Below are 17,235 nucleotides of genomic sequence, written 5' to 3'. Positions count from 1 at the left end.
AAGTGCGGGCATCGTGAAAAATCTATGGCAAAGAAAGCCTTATGTTCTCATAACTGACGATTAAATCGCACCTTCCATAGCTTTGCCAAAAATCGCATATAAACATTCAAAGCTTTTTGAAAATTAACGCCCCCTTTTGACTTTATTCTTGACGCTTATTAAAAAGGCAGCAATGTCATTCATCCCGGAGTCACCAAACATTGCGGCCTGTCATATCAGTTGCTATCAATAAAGTTCAGGATCGCCTCGTTGAACTCCTTCGGAGCCTGAATAAACGCAAAGTGGCTGGTGTTCGGTAAAATCAACAATCCGGCATTCGGAATTGTACTGGCGATATATTCCAGGTGTTCCCGCACAATGGCCTCGTCATGATCGCCATCGACAATCACTATCGGGGTGTTGATTTTCTTAAGGTCATCATCGCTCCAGTTTGGCTGTGTTGCCCACATATGGCTTATCTGGTCGACAAAAGCAGCATACTGGTCGGGGGTTTTGGAAAGCGCGCGATATTCATTGCCCGCCCGTTCGATGTAGCTGGCAAAGACCGGGTTCTTCTCAGTGTCAGGCTTTACGCCGCTGGTTTTGGTATTGGGGGCAAAAGAGAAAATACGCTTCACCCGCGTCGGGTGACGAATAGCCAGATCGATACCAATAATCCCTCCATCGCTCCAGCCAACAATATCCGCTTTCTTAATGTTCAGATGATCGAGCAACGCCACCACATCATCACTCATCAGGTCGTAACTGTAAGGCCGATCGTCGCGCGTACTACGCCCATGACCCCGGCTATCAACCACGATGACCTGATGATGTTTTGCCAGCGCGGCAACCTGCTGGCCCCAGTAGTCTGAATTCGCCAGCCCGCCGTGGAGCAGCACCACCGGCGTCCCTTCTCCGGCGGTGGCGTAATAGAGCTGTATACCGTTTACGCTGGCATAGGCGGGTTTCAGCGCGGCAACGGGAGCCGGTGTTGGCGGCAGCTGTTTCCAGCGTTCCCCCCAGGCAACAGAGGACTGCGGGCTGACCGCCCAGGCCGCAGAGGTGCTCAATGTGCCCATCACGCAGAGCAGCCCGGCCAGCAGTAAGGTGTTTTTTCTCTTCATCGCCAACGCTCCTGATAATGTTTACTCTGTCTCACCCAACTCACGGGTGCGTTTCACTGCCGCCAGCACGCTACGTTGCAGACCCGCGGCGAAATCGCTGTTGTTAAGCTCATACAACCCATGGATGCCGACGCCCGCCGGGGAGTTGTTGATATCCAGCAGTTGCCTTGGATGTTTCTGGCTCAGGCGCAGCATCTCTACCGACCCCAGCAGATTTTCCAGCACCACTTCGGTTGCCTGCGCGCGCGACAGCCCCGCCAGCACGCCCGCATCGGTAAAGGACTCGATAAAGTAATAAATGTAGTTCGGCCCGGCGACGCCAAAGCCGGTAAAAATATCGATCAGCCGTTCCGGCAGGTACAGCACCTTGCCAAAGCCGGTCAGAAATGACTCTACCTGTTCAGAAGTCGCCTGCGCATTCAGGGTCACACCGCTGTAGCCAAACCCGGTATCGGTGAGCGTATTTGGGATAACGCGGGCAACAGGTATGCCCGTCCCCAACAGGGTTTCCAGTTTTTGCAGCGTCACCCCGGCAATCAGGGAAACCACCGTCGCCCCGGCGGAAAGATGAGGCCGGATACGGGCTGCCACACTCGCCAGATCGTCCTGGGGACGGATCCCCAGCACCACCAGCGCGGCCTCGTGCAAGGCATCCTCACGCAGCGGTTCCGCCGCCAGACCATAACGTTCAGTGAGCAGCGCGATACGATTGGGGTCGATATCCTCCAGCGAAATCTCTTCTGCGCGCAGCGTCCCCGCCGCCAGCGAGGCGCGAATAATGGCCTCCGCCATTTGCCCGGCACCAATAAAATGCACATTTGCCATCAGCTGTTACTCCTTATTGAAAACGATATTCGCCGTTGCCCACGCGAAAGCGTTGGCCTTTCAGCGCCGGGTCAGAGACGTTAAAGACCAGTTCGACCAACCGATTAGCTGGTCCCTGGCGAAAGATAAAGCGCTGCTGCCCTACCGCCAGCCCCTCTGCCAGTTCACTGAAACCGAACAGCGCGCTCCAGTGTGCACGCGCGGCCTGCGGGTCCTGCACCTCAAAAATGGCGCTCTGCAAGCTAACCTCGCCTGCGGCATGCGGCTGGTCCAGCCTCTGAGCACGCAGTCGCGCCAGGCGGGCGTTATCGTCTTCTCCCCATTGCAGAACAAAGGGATACGGCAGACCGCTGAAGCTCCCGTCAATGGTGAAGATGCGCCAGCTGATGACGTTCCCCTGCGGATCGTTACGCTTGCCGTCGACAATCGGCGAGACCTGCAACCCCTTGCTGCGCAACTCTGCGTGCGTCTGTTCAACGTCATCGGTGCGCAGCGCCACCCGATGCAGCGCCTGGTTTTCCGGCAGCAGCTGCGCCGCATCACGGGAGAGCAAAAAGTCGCTCTGCGCCGAAGCCAGTTCTGCATGGTCATAGATGGCAAGAAATTCGATATAAGTAAGCCCGAAATAGCTGAGTGCATTCCAGGTTCCCCAGCCAGGGTGACGCCCACCGGCAAGCGCGTTAAGCCTTTGCCCGGCAAATGTGGCAATCGCCTCTTCCGGCTGGTTCACAAACTGAACGGCGTGATCCCATTTTAATGTTGTCATTAAGCCCCCTGAGTCTGGTAGAAACGCAGGCGACAGGCCGCATCGCCACGCGCCAGCGCAGTTTCAACGGCGAGCTGCATACCCTCGAAAGCATCGGTTAACGCATGATCGCCTTCCATGCAGATATCGCACAGGGTCTCAATCTGCCGGGCGTCACGCCCCTGCTGACGCCAGCAATTGACGTAAGGGCAATAATGGAACAGCACGATAAATTCCGACGGGCTGGCCGAAACAGTCTCCATTTCATAGACCTGCGATTCCAGCCCATGCGTAAAGACGGCGGCAAATTCCTGCAGGTCGTGACCATCACGCATCTTCGCGCGCACGGCGCGCCCGATATCCTGGCCATAACGGCGAATAGCCTCGCGGGCATAATCATCGGCATGGTTACGTTGTCGGGACTCATCAAGCAAATAGCCCAGTGTAGCGGCGCGCTTTTCGGTAATGGCACGCAGCGCCAGGGTCACCTCGTCGTCCAGGGTCGGCGCGTTATGCGCCGAAGCGGGCTGTTTTGTGTTCATCAGACAGCGCTCCCCTTAAACGATTATTCCCAGTCGGTATTCACTTTGACGTTTTCCGCCCCCGGCAGACCGTAGACATCTTCGTCGTACCACTTGCGGGACAGTGCGGCGAGGGTGCCGTCTTTTTTGAGGGCTGCAAGCTCGTTGTCGATGGCTTTGATCAGTTTCGGGTCAGCATTCTTTTTGTATAAATAGACGTTGGGGAATAAACCAACGGACTCGGAGGCTTTCAGATTCAGACCAAGGGCTTTATTTAACGCCAGTAATGCGCCAATCGGATAAATAGCCGCATCGTACTCGCCGGAGGCGACGGCTTTGAAGATATCCGCCGCCGATTGCTCGCCGTTCGGCTGCAGATTGATTTGCTGACCAGCGTGCTTTTTGTTGTAGTTATCAATCACGGTGTAGCGCGCATCCGAAGTATGAATCGGCACCAGTTTCTTCTTACCGCCAGCCAGATCGGCCAGAGTATGAATATCGTTTTCATTGTTACGCACAATTAAACGCAGGTCGCTGATCCCCGAAGGCTGACCGGAATAAGCGTATTGCGCCGCGCGCTCTTTTGTCAGATAAAAATGGTCAGCCGCGAGGGTATAGGCCCCGGTGGACAAACCAACGATCATCGCATCGCGGGAGACCGCATTAAAATGGAACTTATAGTTGGTGAGTTTCTGATCGATGGCTTTTAATAACTCACCGTCGTAGCCGGTAATATTATTGTTATCGTCGACAAAGCTAAACGGGAACCCGTTCGCATTGACCACCACTTCAACGGTTTGGGCATTCGGGCTTTTTTCGACCGCCTGCGCCGCCGTTACCTGCATTGCCAGCAGCAATGAACTGACCAATAACACCTTATTTTTGAACATATTTCTTTCCCCAAAATGAGTGAGATGGAACCACTTTTGCTGCATGGCTTTTCCACCGGTTACTGAGATACACCTCGATATGTCGCAATATCCGGGTAAGCACCAGACAGAGCGCAATATAAATAATCAGGACCACGCAATAAGCCTCCACATAATGAAAACCACGCGCCGCGGCGATATTCGCCTTTGCCATCACATCGACCACGGTGATGGTATAAACCAGCGACGTATCCTTGATAAGATCAATCAGGACGCTGGTGTAATTGGGCAATGCGGATACCGCCGCCTGCGGAAAAATAATGCGCCGGAACTGGGTAAACCCGGTCAGGCCGATCGACCATGCGGCCTCGCGTTGCCCTTTTTCCACTGCATTCCACGCGGAACGAAACGTCTCGGCAAAATAGGCGCTAAACACCACGGAAAAAGCGGCCACGGCGGCGACCAGAGGCGAGAGCTTGTAACTGAAGGGCGTGTCCTGCGGCCCGCCAAAAAGTCCGGCAGCCAGCCACGGCCAGACATAGAAAACAAAATAGAGCATCACCAGCATGGGAATGGAGCGGCCAAACGAGATAAACACCCTCGCCAAATATTTCACATAAGGCACATCGCGAATGATCACCCAGGCCAGCAGGCCACCTGATAGCGTCGAAAAAATCAGCGATAAAAAGGTGATCAGCAGCGTTATCGGTAGCGCGCTTAATATAAAGATGAAATTATCCCGAATAAAATCGAGGCTAAACATAGTCGTCTTTTACTCCAGTAAATATTGATACTTTTTCTCAATCCGGGTTGTGAGATAAAAGATAATAATGTTCAGCAGCCAGTAAATGAGGATCACACTAACAAATGCTGCGACCTGCTTTGCGCCATAGCTGTTTTGCGATATTTTCTGTGCCCGGCCAAAAATATCGACAATACCAATAATATTAACCAGTGACGTCATCTTAACGAGATTGATTAAAAGATTGCCGAAGTTTGGAATGGCAATAATGAGCCCCTGCGGGAAAATGATATGCGCCATCCCAATATGCCAGGGAATATTCAGACTTCTTATCGCCTCTTTTTGTCCGACATCCACGGCATGCCATGCCGAGCGCATCATTTCGGCAAAATAAGGGCTAATGCCAACGGAAATAGACAAAATGGCAAAGGTCGTATCGCTAATCAGTAACGCCGGAAGTCCAGCCGCCGAAAGGATCAGTTTTCCGCCGAAGAAAAACAGCAGGATTAACAGCGCCAGCGGCGCGCCGCGCAGCACATCGGTGTAGGCTTTGGCCAGCCACCCTAAAAGCGACCAGCGACTAAACTGCAAAACGGCCGCCAGCAGGCCAAGCGCCAGACCGAGCAACAAAGAGGCCAGCGTAATACCCAGGGTGACCGGCAGGTTTTCCAGTAATTTCGGCAGAATGAAAAGCAGATCGTCAAGACTCAATAACGGTTGTGGGTTCATCGTATTAGCCTCAGGCGTGGAAACGTAATCGGGCGAGAAACGCCTGCGTCCGCGTATGCAGCGCCGCGCCAAAAATCTGCTCCGGCGGCCCTTGCTCGACGATCTCCCCGTTTTCCATAAACACCACCCTGGAAGCGACCTGACGGGCAAATTCCATTTCGTGGGTGACGATAATCATCGTCTGCCCGTTTGCGGCAATCTCCTGAATCAGCGTCAGCACTTCGCCTACTTTCTCCGGATCCAGCGCCGATGTAGGCTCATCCAGTAGCAGCACGGCCGGGTTTATCGCCAGCGCGCGGGCAATACCGATGCGCTGTTTCTGCCCACCGGACAGGCTGTTCGGGTAATGGTCTTTTTTATGCAGCAGGCCGACCTGTTTTAGCAGACGTTCGGCTAACGCTACCGCCTCCTGACGCGGGCGTTTTTGCGCATAGATCAGACCTTCGGTAATATTTTGCAGGGCGGTTAGATTGTGAAACAGATTCCAGGACTGAAAGACCATCGCTGTTTTCGCACGTATTTTTTCAATCTCTTTTTTTCCGGCTTTCGCGCAATCGACAACGGCATCGTCGATTTTTATTTGTCCGCTGTCGGCAGGCTCAAGAAAATTCAGTGTGCGTAATAATGTCGTTTTTCCCGAACCGCTTGGACCAATAATGCAGATAATTTCTCCGGCGGAGATGGAAAGCGAAACCTCTTTTAATATTTTTTCGCCAGTAAAACTTTTACTGATCTTCTCAATAGCAATCATCATTATATTTTCGCAACGTGCTAGCTCTGATAAATGCCCAACGATGGCATTTATTCCTTAGCAAAAACTATATTGCTGCGGGGTCTCTAAAGACAAACAAGAAAAAAACATATGCTAAGTTGAAAAACAGATTTTCGATATGCGTCTTTTGCCCTGAAATTGACACTGGCAAAATATTGAGGAATATAAAAGGCGGGGAAAAGAATGATCCGCTATTTATCGCTGCGGATCACCCTGTAACATTCTCTTTTAGCGGCTCACTCCTGCGGCCAGTAAGGTTCACCCAGCGTCAGCATCAGGCGATTGGCCCAGGCAAAGAATGCTGCGGATTGCACCAGATCCAGGATCTCCAGGGTGTTCAGCCCCTGGTCGCGCAGCAGCGCCACATCCTGGGCGTTAACCTGTGCCGGTGTGCTGGAGAGCCGTGCCGCAAAACCGATAACCGCCTGCCAACGGGGTGACTGCCCCTGGGTCAAATCACCGCCGGGCGCAATGTCCAGCAAATGCTGCACCGCCTCCGGCTGTTTTGAGAGCTGGCTTGCTTTGCGGGCATGTACCGAAGCGCAGTAAATGCAGCCATTAACCTTACTGGCCACGGCGGCCACCAGCTCACGCTCGGCGCGCGGCAGCCCTGATGCGGTATAGAAAATCCCTTTATCGGTCAGCGTGCGCTGCTCAAGTAGCGGAAGATTACGCCCCAGTAAGCGGAAATAGTCCGACTCGCTATGGCCGAAACGGGCGAGGATCGCCTGCTCGTCGACGTTAAAATCGCTCAGTACTTTTGCCGCAATCCACGGCTCCCAGTCCAGTTCGGCCTGAGTAAAGGCAACAGGCGCCCGTTTTCCGCTAAGCGTCCGGGGCTGAGTGTGCCACTCCCCTGCCGCTACGGCCTGTGCCTCAGGTGTGTCAACATGCTGACCGGCCAGTAAACGATATCCACGCAGCAGGCGGCTCTGAAAACTAATGAATGCCGTTAACTGCGACAGGGTAACGATATCGTCTTCTGACCATCCGGCATCCAGCAAGGCCTGCAAGTCACTCGCCTGGGCGCTTACGGGAGTGAGCGTTAGCTTTCTGGCATGGGCCTGCGCCGTTTTCAATGCCGGGGTCAGTTCAGGGGCCACAAAGGCTTTGCTGCGTTGTTGATAGTAGCCATGCAGCACGCTGTCCCTCAGCCAGCTGCCGATCTCGGATGCCAGCCAGAATCGCACGGCGAGGATGAGCTTTCCCTTTACAGAGCCGGGGGAAAACAGCGCCTCATAGCTGCCCTGGGTGTGACGCGTTGCCGCTTCACGCGTCTGGCGAGCGGCGGCAAGCTCACTTTCCGGCGCAATCTCCGCCAGGCTGTCGAGCAGATCATGGGCATGCAGCGCTATCTCTTTTTGCGCAATCTGGGGGTCATGCAACGTCATAAGGTCTCCTGCTGTTGAGTGCGGTGCGTCAAACCGGGAATGGCGTCGATCAGCTCCCGCGTATAGGGGTCATGCGAATGGCTAAAAATATGTTCCACCGGGCCGGACTCCACCTGCTTTCCATGGTGCAGCACGCTGACGGTATCGGCGATTTGCCGTACCACGGAGAGGTCGTGGGAGATAAACAGATAGGTCAGGCCGAGCTCGCGCTGGAGCCTGTCCAGCAGACGTAGGATCTGCGCCTGAACCGTTACGTCGAGAGCGGAAACCGCTTCATCAAGCACCAGAACCTGAGGTTCCAGAATCAGCGCCCGGGCAATCGCCACCCGCTGGCGCTGACCACCGGAAAGCTCATGCGGTTTGCGCGTCAGCAGCTCTGGCGGCAGCGCCACACGTTCAAACATCTCGTGCACCTTCTGCGCCCGTGTTGCCCGGTCGAATCGGGCAAAGTTGCGCAGTGGTTCTTCCACAATATCGAACAATCGCTGTGCGGGATCGAGTGAGCTAAACGGGTTCTGATAGACCAGCTGAATTTTTTGCCGGAACTGGCGCAGCGCCTCCCCTTTTAAGCGGGTGATGTCTGTCCCGTCGATCAAAATCTGCCCGCTGGTGGGACGATGAAAACCGAGCAGGCTGCGCGCAGTGGTGGTTTTTCCCGAGCCCGACTCCCCGACGATGGCGTGCTTGGTGCCGCGTTCAACGCTAAAAGACAGATTATCCACCGCGCGAAAGGTGGTTTTTTTGTCTGCGGAAAGCGAATACGTCTGGACCAGATTCTCCACCTTAATCACCACGTCGCCGCCCGCTGGACGTGGCGAGCGGGGTGTGGGGTTGAGCGAGGGAACATCCGCCAGCAGCTCCCTGGCGTACTGACTGCGCGGGGCCAGCAACACCTCCTGAATCGGACCTTGCTCCTGGATATGTCCATGCCGGAAGACCAGCAACCGGTCGGCGCGTTCCGCCGCCACGCCTAAATCATGGGTGACAAAGAGGACGGCAGTACCGCTTTCCCGCCGCAACACATCCAGTAAATCCAGTACCCGTTTTTGCACCGTCACGTCCAGCGCGCTGGTGGGTTCATCGGCAATAATCAGCGCGGGCCTGAGCGCAATGGCGATAGCGATCAATACCCGCTGTTTCATACCGCCCGAAAGCTGATACGGATACTGCTGCACACGGAGCTCGGGCTGCGTTAATCCTACGCGGGTCAGCAGCGCCAGGGTTTGCTGGCGAATCGCCTGCCGGGATGCTCGCGTATGCAAACGCAGGATCTCATCAACCTGCGCGCCAATGGTTTTGACCGGGTTGAGCGAACTGGAAGGGTCCTGCGGGATCAGGCTGATGCGCGCACCGCGAATGCCGTCCAGTTGCTTTTGCGACCAGCGGCTAATATCGGTGCCGTTCAGGCGAATAGCCCCACGCGTCAGGCGACCGTTTTCACTGAGCAGGCCGATCACCGCCTGCGCCGTGGTGGTCTTGCCCGAACCGGACTCCCCGACCAGCGCCACCACTTCACCGGGATTGATCCGAAATGACACCCCTTCCACCGCCGTGCGTTCGCCCTGCGCAGTACGATAGCCAATGGTGACATCCTCCAGCTCAAGTACCGGCACGGTCTCGCTACTCTGTTGCAAACTAAGGTTCAGGCTCATGACTGCCCCCGGCGTAAAGACTGGCTGATTCGGTTAGTCGCCAGCACCACCAGCACCACAACCATTCCCGGAAAGGCAGTCAGCCACCAGGCCGTGGCCAGGTAATTCCTCCCTTCGGCGATCAGCAATCCCCACTCCGGCGTCGGCGGCGGTGCGCCGTAGCCGAGGAAGCTGAGGGTCGAAATAGCCAGAATAGCGCTGCCAAACTGTAGTGCGGCAAAGGCGAAGACGGTACTTAAGGCGTTAGGCAGGATATGGCGCAGCAGCACGCTGAAGAAGGTGCCGCCGCTGCCCCATATCACTGTGCCGCACGCGTAAAGTTTCCCCCCGCACCAGGCGGGTAAAGCTGGCAATCGAGGTTACCCCCACGGCGATGGCCGCGTTTACCGTGCCAAAGCCCAGCAGAATGATGACGCTCAGGGCCAGCAGCAGGCCAGGAATAGCCAGCAGAATATCGATAACGCGCATAATCAGGCTATCGAGCCAACCGCCGATCGCACCGGCCAGCAATCCCAGCAGGCTCCCCAGCACAAGCCCGAGACCGACCGCAACGATCGCGCCAGAAAGCGAGTGCACGGCACCGTAGATAATGCGGGTATACAGGTCGCGACCCAGCTGATCGGTGCCCAGCAGATAACCGTCGCCGGGAGCAAGACGCTGCGCACCCGCCACCCCCTCCGTCGGGCTAAAATGGGTGAACCACGCGGGGAACAGCGCCCACAGCACCACGGTCAGCAACACCAGCCAGGCGGCAATCAAGCCCGGACGCAACCTGATGCGGGGCACCCGCGCACGTTTATGCAATAACGGGAAGCTGAGCTTCCCCTGAGGAACGACCGTCATAAAGCGACTCCTGTGCTGTTTTTCAGGCGGGGATCGAGTAAGGGATAAAGCAGATCGATGCCGAGGTTAATCACCACAAAGGCACCAGCGGAAATCACCACAATGGCCTGCAACACACTGCAGTCCTGGGTGTTAACCGCCTCCTGGGTAAGCTGCCCCAGGCCGCTGCGGCCAAATACCGTTTCGGTTATCAAGGCGCCGGCAATCAGTTCCCCCAGTAATAAACCGGCTACGGTCAGCGTCGGTAACAGGGCATTGCCCAACACGTGCCGCGTAAGCACCCCGGCGCGACTGGCGCCTTTAGCGCGTGCCACTGCGACAAATGGCTCGGTTTGTACCTGGTCGATACTGCGCATCAGAATTTGCGCCAGCGGGGCTGAAATCGGTAACGCCAGGGTCAGCGTTGGCAGGATCAGCCCCTGCCACGGGCCGGGGTTGATAACCGGGATCCACCCCAACTGGAAGGAAAAGATCTGGATTAACACAATCCCGAGCCAGAAGGTCGGGACCGAAATAAACAGCGAGGGTAGCGATTGCAGCGCCGCACGCAGCCAGCGAAATGGCGACAAAAATGAGAGTCCGGCCAGCACAAAGGCCAGCAGCGTGGCGACAATCAGCCCCAACAGCGCCAGCAGCAGCGTGGAAGGCAGATTTTCGCTCAGCAGCTCGCTGACCGGCACCCCGGACTGGAGGGAAAGGCCAAAATCGCCCCGCAGCAGGCTGGCGACGGCATGGAGATATTGCGTCAGTACCGGCGTGTCTGCGCTATAGCTCAGCCGCAGCTGAGCAATTTGATCCGCGCTCAACCCGAGATCCGGATTCTGGAATTTGATCAGTATGGCATCGCCAGGCAGCGCCTGTAACAGCACAAAAGAGAGCGTAAATGCCGCCCATAACACTATCAGCGCCTGACCAAAACGTACCGCCAGATATCTGCCCATCGCATGTCCTCTTTCCCTATGGCTCCCCCGCCCGGCGACGAGGGACCCCGTATGTTATTTATCTAACCAGGTGTTATAAAAACTCGGACGTCCTACCGCTTCGAAGCTCAGCCCCTTAGTAGAAGGTGCCCCGGCATAGACCTGCGGCTCTTCAAAGATGGGGATCACGTAGGCTTTATCGATAAGGTATTGCTGTACCTCGTTAACCAGCGCGAGGCGTTTATCCGCAGAGGTGGCGGAGCCGATACCATCGAGTAAGCCGTTAAGATGGCTGTCCTCAAACTGCTTCACCTTGTCGCTGGCGCCCCCTTTTTGCAGCAGAACATTGCGCACGGTCGGGTAGTACTGGCTTTTCAGTACGTCCGGGTCCGCACGGCCCACCATGGTGGGATAAACGGCGGTTTTGGCCGGGTCGAGGTTATCGAGGGTTTTGCTGCCCGCATCGCCCGCCAGCACGTTGAGTTTGACGCCCACTTTGGCCCACTGCTGCGCCACCAGTTGCAGCGTCTCTTTGTTCTGCGGCTGCGGCGGCGATTCGTACGCCGTCAGCGTCAGGGATTGCCCGTCTTTTTGCCGCACGCCATCCGGGCCGCTTTTCCAGCCCGCTTCATCCAGCAGACGCGCCGCCTGTGCCGGGTCGAATTTCAGCTTGTCCGAGAGATCCACATAGCCCACCGCCGTTTTGGCTAACACCGAGGTAGCCTGCGGATAGTTAGCAGAGAAGAGCGTCTGGACAATCTCTTTGGTATTGGTGGCATGCAGCAGCGCCTCACGCACTTTCTGATCGGCCACCAGCGGGTTATCAGGACGGAAGTTGACGCTGTTATTCACCCCGCGCGTGGGGGAGGCATAAACGGCAAAGCCTTTATCGGAGACGCGCTTTTCGTCGTAGGCCTGGATCTGGCGAATCGCATCTGCCTGCCCGGAGAGCAGCGCCCCGATACGTACGCTGTCCTCCGGCGTCACCAGCACGTTAATCCCATCGAGATAAGGACGTCCCTGATGGGCAAAGCTCGGCGGCGCCCAGTTATAGTCCTTGCGCGCCACCAGTTTCACTTCGCGCCCCGGACGGTCGCTTTCGACCACAAAGGGGCCGGAACCAATAATGCTGCGGGCGCTGCCAAGCTGGTTAAAGTTTTTCTCAAGCGTCGAGAGTGAGACCAGCCCGGAGCCAATCGCGGAGGTGCCTTGCAGGAAGCCCGGCGAGGGTGATTTGAAAAAGAACTTCACCGTCAGCGGATCGACCACTTCGCTTCTCAGATAGTTGTTAATAACCTCAGAAACCGTCTGGTTAAGGGCTTTATTGCCCAGACCATAGGTATCGAAATTCTTCGCCACCGCATTGGCGTCAAGAGGGGTGCCATCGGAGAAGGTGACGTTTGGGCGCAGCTTAAACGTGTATTCCGTGTAATCCGCATTGGTGGTCCAGGACTGCGCAATCCACGGCTCAATTTGCAGGGTTTTCGGGTTTTGCCAGGTCAGCTTGTCGGTTATCTGGTTGAGGATGCCGCCGTTAGGGTAAAACCCACCCGCGGGAGGATAGAGATTGGTGTGCGCCTGTTGTTCCAGATAGATCAGCGTGCCGCCATTTTTAGCGGCGTTCTCTGCGGCAACGGAAGCGGAACTGATCCCTGCCAGCGCCAGCGTGGCGAAAAGGCGAAAGCGGTATGTGGAGTGTAAAATCGACATTGTTATTTTTTCCTGTGGTTATCGTTTAAGCGTCGTGCTGAGAGCGGCCAGACGACCCCATACAGGCGGCTAGCCGTCCGAAACCTGATGCGATATTTTCACAGCGGTTCGTAAACCGCAAAGAACAATACTGATAATGAATATGCGTAAATTTGTTAGCGGGATGTAACGCCTAAGCGGCGTTAGCGCGGAACCTGCGCCAGACTGAGTTGGGCGAGTAAACCGAACAGACGCTTGTCGCTATCGAGCGGCAGGGCACAGCCTGGGGCAAAAATAATCCCGCGATCGCCACTCTCCTCACGCAGCTGCGTTAAGCGCTGTGCCAGACGCGCCTTCACTGCCTCCCGGTCGCCACCGCCCACATGAAAGTCCTGATGCTGATCGATGCCGGTAATCAGCAGCTTGTCGGTGCGGGCACGCAGGTCTGCAACTCCGGTACGCAGATCATCGGACACGCCATGGGGAACGTTTTCCCAGTTGAATGCCTGCACCGGGTAATTCAGGTAAGGCTCGAAAAGCAGATGATGCTCACCGTGGACGTGCAGAATATTGAACCAGGTTTTGTCCTTCACATGGTTTAACAGCGCTTCGTCATACGGCAGGCTGAAGGCGTGAAATTCCTCAGCGCTCAGCAGGTCGCTACGGGCAAACTGGGTGGCAAGAAAGATGCCGTCGATGCCCGCCTCCAGCAGTGCATCAAGAAAGTTGAGGTTGGTCTGCAATACGGCATCCAGCGCGTGGCGCACTGCATCCGGATGCTGGCGCAAAAAGGCCAGAATCGGCTCCGGGCGGGTCGACTGCGTCAACTCCTGAAGCCAGGTCAGCGGCGTAAACAGCGTCGCGATAATGGGAACCTCCCCCCGATAGTGCGCCACCAGCCCCCGGACAATGGCAATCTCTCTGGCCAGGACAGGGTTGTCTACGCCGAGAACGGGAAGCGTGGCCAGATCCCCGACGCTCGCGACAGGGTAGCGGCGAAAAACGCCGGACCACTGGGTCGGATCGTCAGAGAACTGGATATCCGCACCGTAGGCCTCGGCCAGGTAGTGCCCGTTGGACATCACTTTGACAAAATCCCACTGATTCTCGTCCGTCAGGCGGATGGTTTCCCGAATAAAGGCCTCAGGGCTGCGATCGACAAGCGGCAGATGCAGCCAACCGGCAATCGCAGGGCGGGCAAGTTGTTCCCCGGCAAGCAGGGCTTTGATACGTGAGGTTGCGCTCATGGTGTTACTCCAGTGTTGGAAGGAGCCCCATTTTTTGCGCGTGTTTTATCCGCTGACAACCAATAAAAACGGCTTAGATTATGCGCAAAAAGTGCGCGAGATAATCAAATGTTACGAGTGATATCAAGGTGTTATTTTGGCGTACCGCGCAAGGCTGGCACGCCGTTTTCACTTCTGTTTTAGCGGGCGGCGGGATCGTGACGCGGTCGCACTACCACCTCGGTAACCTGTGATTCCTCGCGGGTATCGACGATAAGACGAACGGCGCTGGCGATGGAATGCGGAGAACTGCGCGCCAGCGGATCGTCCGCCAGCTGCGGACGGTTCATGGGCGTATCAGTCGGGCCGGGATACACCGTGGCAACACGGACCCCCTGCTCCCGCTCCTCATTGCGTAGCGCTTCGGCCAGCGCATGCAGGGCAAATTTGCTGGCGGAATAGACCGTGTGCCCCGCCAGCGGGCGCGTGCCGGAACCTGAATTGATAAACACAATTTGCCCCCGGCTGTCGCGCAGTTTCGGCAGGGCCAGGCGCGTCAGCTCGGCAGGGGCGAACAGATTGACGGCAAAATGGTGCTGCCAGATGTCTGGCGTGGCCTCCGCGACCCGGTATGGCTCAGCGACGGCGGCCGAGTGCACCAGCACATCCAGACGCGGCAGGGTCGCGATAAAACCGGCAACCCCGGCGCTATCGCGAATATCCAGGCTGACCGGAGTCAGATGCCGTCGTTCTTCATCCTCCGGCTCTACAGGCCGACGACCCACAATATAGACCTGATGATCGCGCGCCAGGGCCTGGGCAATGGCCAGCCCAATGCCGCTGGTTCCGCCGGTAACCACCGCGACCGGCGGTTGCTGAGTATGCTGCGTCATGGTGGCCTCCTTATCGTTCGCGCCAGGCATAAGGCACGGCAGGCTGCCACTCATCGCCCAATAATTCAGGGTCATCGAAATGGATAATGGCCTGATAATGGTGCTCGCGATCCTCATGATAAAGCTGGCCGGCAATACTTTGCGCCAGGGTGCGCGCGCCCTGGCTGATGCCCGGGATCAGGCCGACAACATGGCCATTGCTGAGCAGCGCCGGGTAGCTAAAGCAGTGCAACCGCGCCAGCGAAGATGGCGTATCGTCATGCTTCGCCTGAAACGCAAAATCAGCGCCCAGATACGGATAGCTCGCCAGCTGCGCGTTCTGTTTATCGGCGGGAGGTTGCCAGGCATCGCCCCAGGTTTTGACCTTACCCGCCAGGGCATGAAATTCCGCACGGGCCTGCCAGTCGAGGGCATAGCCGGTGGCAAGGATCAGGAAATCCACCGGCACTTCTCCCTGTGGCGTATGTATGACAAGACCTCCGTCACGGGTTTCCACGCGCTCAACCGGGGCGTTGAAATTGAACCAGGCATTGGGATGGCGCGAGACGCGCAGCGTGCTGCCGTGCGGAGGCGGCGTCTGCACGCTGGCAATATGCTGCGCCAGCCGCCATTTCCACTCATCCGGCAGGTTAAAGTAGCCTGATTCAAGACCCGGGTTACCGGCCCCTTTCGACAGGTTCACCCGCGGGAAATCAGGCCGCCGGATCAGCAGTTCAACCCCTGCGGCTCCGGCTTCCAGCGCCGTGGCAGAAACATCCATCGCCGTGGCGCTGCCGCCAACGACCGCCACCCGCCGTCCGGCCAGGGCGGCAAAATCAATGGCTTCTTCCGAGTGCGCCCAAAATTGCTTCGGCACATCGGCCACAAAATCCGGGATAGCGGGCCCGCCAAAGGCATCCATACCGGTGGCGAGGATCACCTTACGCGCGCTGACCCGCTGAGTCTGGCCTGAGTGCGAAAACGTCAGTTCGACACGCAACGGATCCTGCACGTTCAGATCCGTCAGGGTGTGATCGTTACGCACATCCAGCGCCAGTACCTGACGATACCAGCGCAGATAATCCGCCCATTGCAGACGAGGGATCTTGTCTAAGGCTTCCCAGTCCTCCAGACCAAATTGTGCTTCGTACCAGGCACGGAAGGTCAGAGAGGGGATATCCAGCGCCGGTCCGGTCAGGTGTTTAGGAGAGCGTAGAGTTTCCATGCGCGCGGTGGTCGCCCATGGCCCCTCATAATCCCTGGGTGCTTTGTCATACAGCACGGCATCAATGCCCTGTAGCCGCAGGGCGAATGCCACCGCCAGACCAGCCATACCTGCGCCGATGATTACCACGTTCTGCGCCTGCGGGTCTGTTTGCTGCGGCAGCCAGCGTTTGGCGGGCAATGCCAGCCATTCCAGGTCCTGTTTGATCCGGGCTTCCAGCACGGAGAGCCCCTGCTCTGCGGCTACGGATGATTTTGCTGACGTAATGGGGGAGATCGAAGATTCTGGCATCGTATTTCTCTTTATGTGTCAATGCATTCAGTTATTCGCTGAGTGATAGCACTTCGATGCCAGGGGAACTACGATTTTATATTGCTAGTCTAATGCGAACTTTTGCTATACGCCGCGCAGTGACATGGTTGCGCTTAACGTCGGTGGCTTAAGTTTGTGGGCCGACACCTACCCGTCAGCCACCGTGGCATCAGCCCACATAGTCGCCACCGTCATTGCATCGATAGCCACGAAATCAGGTATCGCAAGGACGCCCGCCAGGGCTTTCACTTCTTCCCACTCCCGGCGTTCAAAATGACGGGCAAGGCAGAGGATCGGGTACAGCGGCCCCTCTCTTTTCACCAGCGCATCACCGATCGGCACCGGAATGACGATTTGCTGGCAAATATCTTCAATCGGCGTGTCGAGAAGGGCATCAAGTAATGACAGTAATCCGCATAAAAATGCGTCCTGGGTACTGGATGTGGGCAGGGATTTTTCCACAATGACCTCGCAGAATTTTGCCCGCACCAGCGACAGATGATAAAGCTCATGGTTATTTTTGCTATTGAGGTTCGTCAGGCAGGCCAGGGAGACAAAGCGTGACAGCTCTTTGCGCCCAAGATACATAGCAATACTTTTGAGGGTCAAATGTTCTGTATTGCCAGGCCCGCTGATCCTGAAGATAATATTTCTGGCATATTTTAATATTTTATAGGTCAGCGTAAGATCGTGCTCCAGGATAAATTCAATCTTATCAAAATCTAGGGAAGGTGCGATTTAATCGTCAGTTATGAGAACATAAGGCTTTCTTTGCCATAGATTTTTCACGATGCCCGCA

At 56.4% G+C, this 17,235-nt stretch carries 16 protein-coding genes and 1 pseudogene; all 17 read right to left on the bottom strand.

Annotated elements, in window-relative coordinates:
- Positions 1 to 215: 215 nt before the first annotated feature.
- Positions 216 to 1,103 carry an alpha/beta fold hydrolase gene (locus ACSZO4_RS19410; RefSeq protein WP_437890668.1) on the bottom strand — a complete coding sequence of 296 codons (888 nt, stop codon included), beginning with the start codon at positions 1,101 to 1,103 and terminating at the stop codon, positions 216 to 218.
- Between the two features lie 21 nt (positions 1,104 to 1,124).
- Positions 1,125 to 1,928: a pyrroline-5-carboxylate reductase family protein gene (locus ACSZO4_RS19405; RefSeq protein ID WP_437890667.1), complete on the bottom strand. Its 804-nt coding sequence runs from the start codon at positions 1,926 to 1,928 to the stop codon at positions 1,125 to 1,127.
- A gap of 13 nt (positions 1,929 to 1,941) precedes the next feature.
- Positions 1,942 to 2,694 carry a VOC family protein gene (locus ACSZO4_RS19400; RefSeq protein WP_437890666.1) on the bottom strand — a complete coding sequence of 251 codons (753 nt, stop codon included), beginning with the start codon at positions 2,692 to 2,694 and terminating at the stop codon, positions 1,942 to 1,944.
- Entirely contained in the window at positions 2,694 to 3,215 is a 522-nt protein-coding gene (locus ACSZO4_RS19395; protein ID WP_437890665.1) for an L-2-amino-thiazoline-4-carboxylic acid hydrolase, read from the bottom strand. Before ACSZO4_RS19395 ends, ACSZO4_RS19400 begins: the two co-directional genes overlap by 1 nt.
- A gap of 23 nt (positions 3,216 to 3,238) precedes the next feature.
- Positions 3,239 to 4,084 (bottom strand): transporter substrate-binding domain-containing protein, encoded by an 846-nt coding sequence (locus ACSZO4_RS19390; protein WP_437890664.1) that lies wholly within the window; start codon positions 4,082 to 4,084, stop codon positions 3,239 to 3,241.
- Positions 4,071 to 4,826: an amino acid ABC transporter permease gene (locus ACSZO4_RS19385; RefSeq protein ID WP_437890663.1), complete on the bottom strand. Its 756-nt coding sequence runs from the start codon at positions 4,824 to 4,826 to the stop codon at positions 4,071 to 4,073. The genes ACSZO4_RS19390 and ACSZO4_RS19385 overlap by 14 nt, the downstream gene beginning before the upstream one ends.
- Before the next feature lie 9 nt (positions 4,827 to 4,835).
- Positions 4,836 to 5,534 (bottom strand): ABC transporter permease subunit, encoded by a 699-nt coding sequence (locus ACSZO4_RS19380; protein ID WP_437890662.1) that lies wholly within the window; start codon positions 5,532 to 5,534, stop codon positions 4,836 to 4,838.
- A 10-nt stretch (positions 5,535 to 5,544) separates the two neighbouring features.
- Complete coding sequence (locus ACSZO4_RS19375; RefSeq protein ID WP_437890669.1) at positions 5,545 to 6,285, bottom strand: amino acid ABC transporter ATP-binding protein; 741 nt, start codon at positions 6,283 to 6,285, stop codon at positions 5,545 to 5,547.
- A 257-nt stretch (positions 6,286 to 6,542) separates the two neighbouring features.
- Positions 6,543 to 7,697, bottom strand: coding sequence for an alkylhydroperoxidase domain protein (locus ACSZO4_RS19370; protein ID WP_437890661.1), 1,155 nt, complete (start codon positions 7,695 to 7,697; stop codon positions 6,543 to 6,545).
- Complete coding sequence (locus ACSZO4_RS19365) at positions 7,694 to 9,349, bottom strand: dipeptide ABC transporter ATP-binding protein (protein WP_437890660.1); 1,656 nt, start codon at positions 9,347 to 9,349, stop codon at positions 7,694 to 7,696. The genes ACSZO4_RS19370 and ACSZO4_RS19365 overlap by 4 nt, the downstream gene beginning before the upstream one ends.
- Positions 9,346 to 10,192 (bottom strand): annotated as a pseudogene (locus ACSZO4_RS19360) (ABC transporter permease). Before ACSZO4_RS19360 ends, ACSZO4_RS19365 begins: the two are co-directional and overlap by 4 nt.
- Positions 10,189 to 11,133: an ABC transporter permease gene (locus ACSZO4_RS19355; RefSeq protein WP_437890659.1), complete on the bottom strand. Its 945-nt coding sequence runs from the start codon at positions 11,131 to 11,133 to the stop codon at positions 10,189 to 10,191. The pseudogene ACSZO4_RS19360 and the gene ACSZO4_RS19355 overlap by 4 nt, the downstream one beginning before the upstream one ends.
- Before the next feature lie 54 nt (positions 11,134 to 11,187).
- Positions 11,188 to 12,822 (bottom strand): TIGR04028 family ABC transporter substrate-binding protein, encoded by a 1,635-nt coding sequence (locus tag ACSZO4_RS19350; protein WP_437890658.1) that lies wholly within the window; start codon positions 12,820 to 12,822, stop codon positions 11,188 to 11,190.
- A gap of 182 nt (positions 12,823 to 13,004) precedes the next feature.
- Entirely contained in the window at positions 13,005 to 14,048 is a 1,044-nt protein-coding gene (locus ACSZO4_RS19345) for a uroporphyrinogen decarboxylase family protein (RefSeq protein WP_437890657.1), read from the bottom strand.
- Between the two features lie 179 nt (positions 14,049 to 14,227).
- A complete protein-coding gene (locus ACSZO4_RS19340) occupies positions 14,228 to 14,920 on the bottom strand; it encodes an SDR family oxidoreductase (protein ID WP_437890656.1) in 693 nt (230 codons plus the stop codon).
- 10 nt (positions 14,921 to 14,930) lie between these two features.
- A complete protein-coding gene (locus tag ACSZO4_RS19335; RefSeq protein ID WP_437890655.1) occupies positions 14,931 to 16,415 on the bottom strand; it encodes an FAD-dependent oxidoreductase in 1,485 nt (494 codons plus the stop codon).
- A gap of 168 nt (positions 16,416 to 16,583) precedes the next feature.
- Positions 16,584 to 17,024, bottom strand: coding sequence for a hypothetical protein (locus ACSZO4_RS19330; RefSeq protein WP_437890654.1), 441 nt, complete (start codon positions 17,022 to 17,024; stop codon positions 16,584 to 16,586).
- Positions 17,025 to 17,235: the final 211 nt, after the last annotated feature.

It is taken from the genome of Phytobacter sp. V91 (genome assembly GCF_965644225.1).
GTDB lineage: Bacteria > Pseudomonadota > Gammaproteobacteria > Enterobacterales > Enterobacteriaceae > CBFFRJ01.
This window is presented reverse-complemented; position numbering and strand designations above follow the sequence as displayed.

Bases quoted from the DNA above. Each gene is read 5' to 3' on its own strand.
- ACSZO4_RS19375 (WP_437890669.1), bottom strand. From the start codon at position 6,285: ATGATTGCTATTGAGAAGATCAGTAAAAGTTTTACTGGCGAAAAAATA.
- ACSZO4_RS19335 (WP_437890655.1), bottom strand. From the start codon at position 16,415: ATGCCAGAATCTTCGATCTCCCCCATTACGTCAGCAAAATCATCCGTA.
- ACSZO4_RS19405 (WP_437890667.1), bottom strand. From the start codon at position 1,928: ATGGCAAATGTGCATTTTATTGGTGCCGGGCAAATGGCGGAGGCCATT.
- ACSZO4_RS19355 (WP_437890659.1), bottom strand. From the start codon at position 11,133: ATGGGCAGATATCTGGCGGTACGTTTTGGTCAGGCGCTGATAGTGTTA.
- ACSZO4_RS19330 (WP_437890654.1), bottom strand. From the start codon at position 17,024: ATGTATCTTGGGCGCAAAGAGCTGTCACGCTTTGTCTCCCTGGCCTGC.
- ACSZO4_RS19400 (WP_437890666.1), bottom strand. From the start codon at position 2,694: ATGACAACATTAAAATGGGATCACGCCGTTCAGTTTGTGAACCAGCCG.
- ACSZO4_RS19345 (WP_437890657.1), bottom strand. From the start codon at position 14,048: ATGAGCGCAACCTCACGTATCAAAGCCCTGCTTGCCGGGGAACAACTT.
- ACSZO4_RS19365 (WP_437890660.1), bottom strand. From the start codon at position 9,349: ATGAGCCTGAACCTTAGTTTGCAACAGAGTAGCGAGACCGTGCCGGTA.
- ACSZO4_RS19380 (WP_437890662.1), bottom strand. From the start codon at position 5,534: ATGAACCCACAACCGTTATTGAGTCTTGACGATCTGCTTTTCATTCTG.
- ACSZO4_RS19410 (WP_437890668.1), bottom strand. From the start codon at position 1,103: ATGAAGAGAAAAAACACCTTACTGCTGGCCGGGCTGCTCTGCGTGATG.
- ACSZO4_RS19385 (WP_437890663.1), bottom strand. From the start codon at position 4,826: ATGTTTAGCCTCGATTTTATTCGGGATAATTTCATCTTTATATTAAGC.
- ACSZO4_RS19390 (WP_437890664.1), bottom strand. From the start codon at position 4,084: ATGTTCAAAAATAAGGTGTTATTGGTCAGTTCATTGCTGCTGGCAATG.
- ACSZO4_RS19340 (WP_437890656.1), bottom strand. From the start codon at position 14,920: ATGACGCAGCATACTCAGCAACCGCCGGTCGCGGTGGTTACCGGCGGA.
- ACSZO4_RS19395 (WP_437890665.1), bottom strand. From the start codon at position 3,215: ATGAACACAAAACAGCCCGCTTCGGCGCATAACGCGCCGACCCTGGAC.
- ACSZO4_RS19370 (WP_437890661.1), bottom strand. From the start codon at position 7,697: ATGACGTTGCATGACCCCCAGATTGCGCAAAAAGAGATAGCGCTGCAT.
- ACSZO4_RS19350 (WP_437890658.1), bottom strand. From the start codon at position 12,822: ATGTCGATTTTACACTCCACATACCGCTTTCGCCTTTTCGCCACGCTG.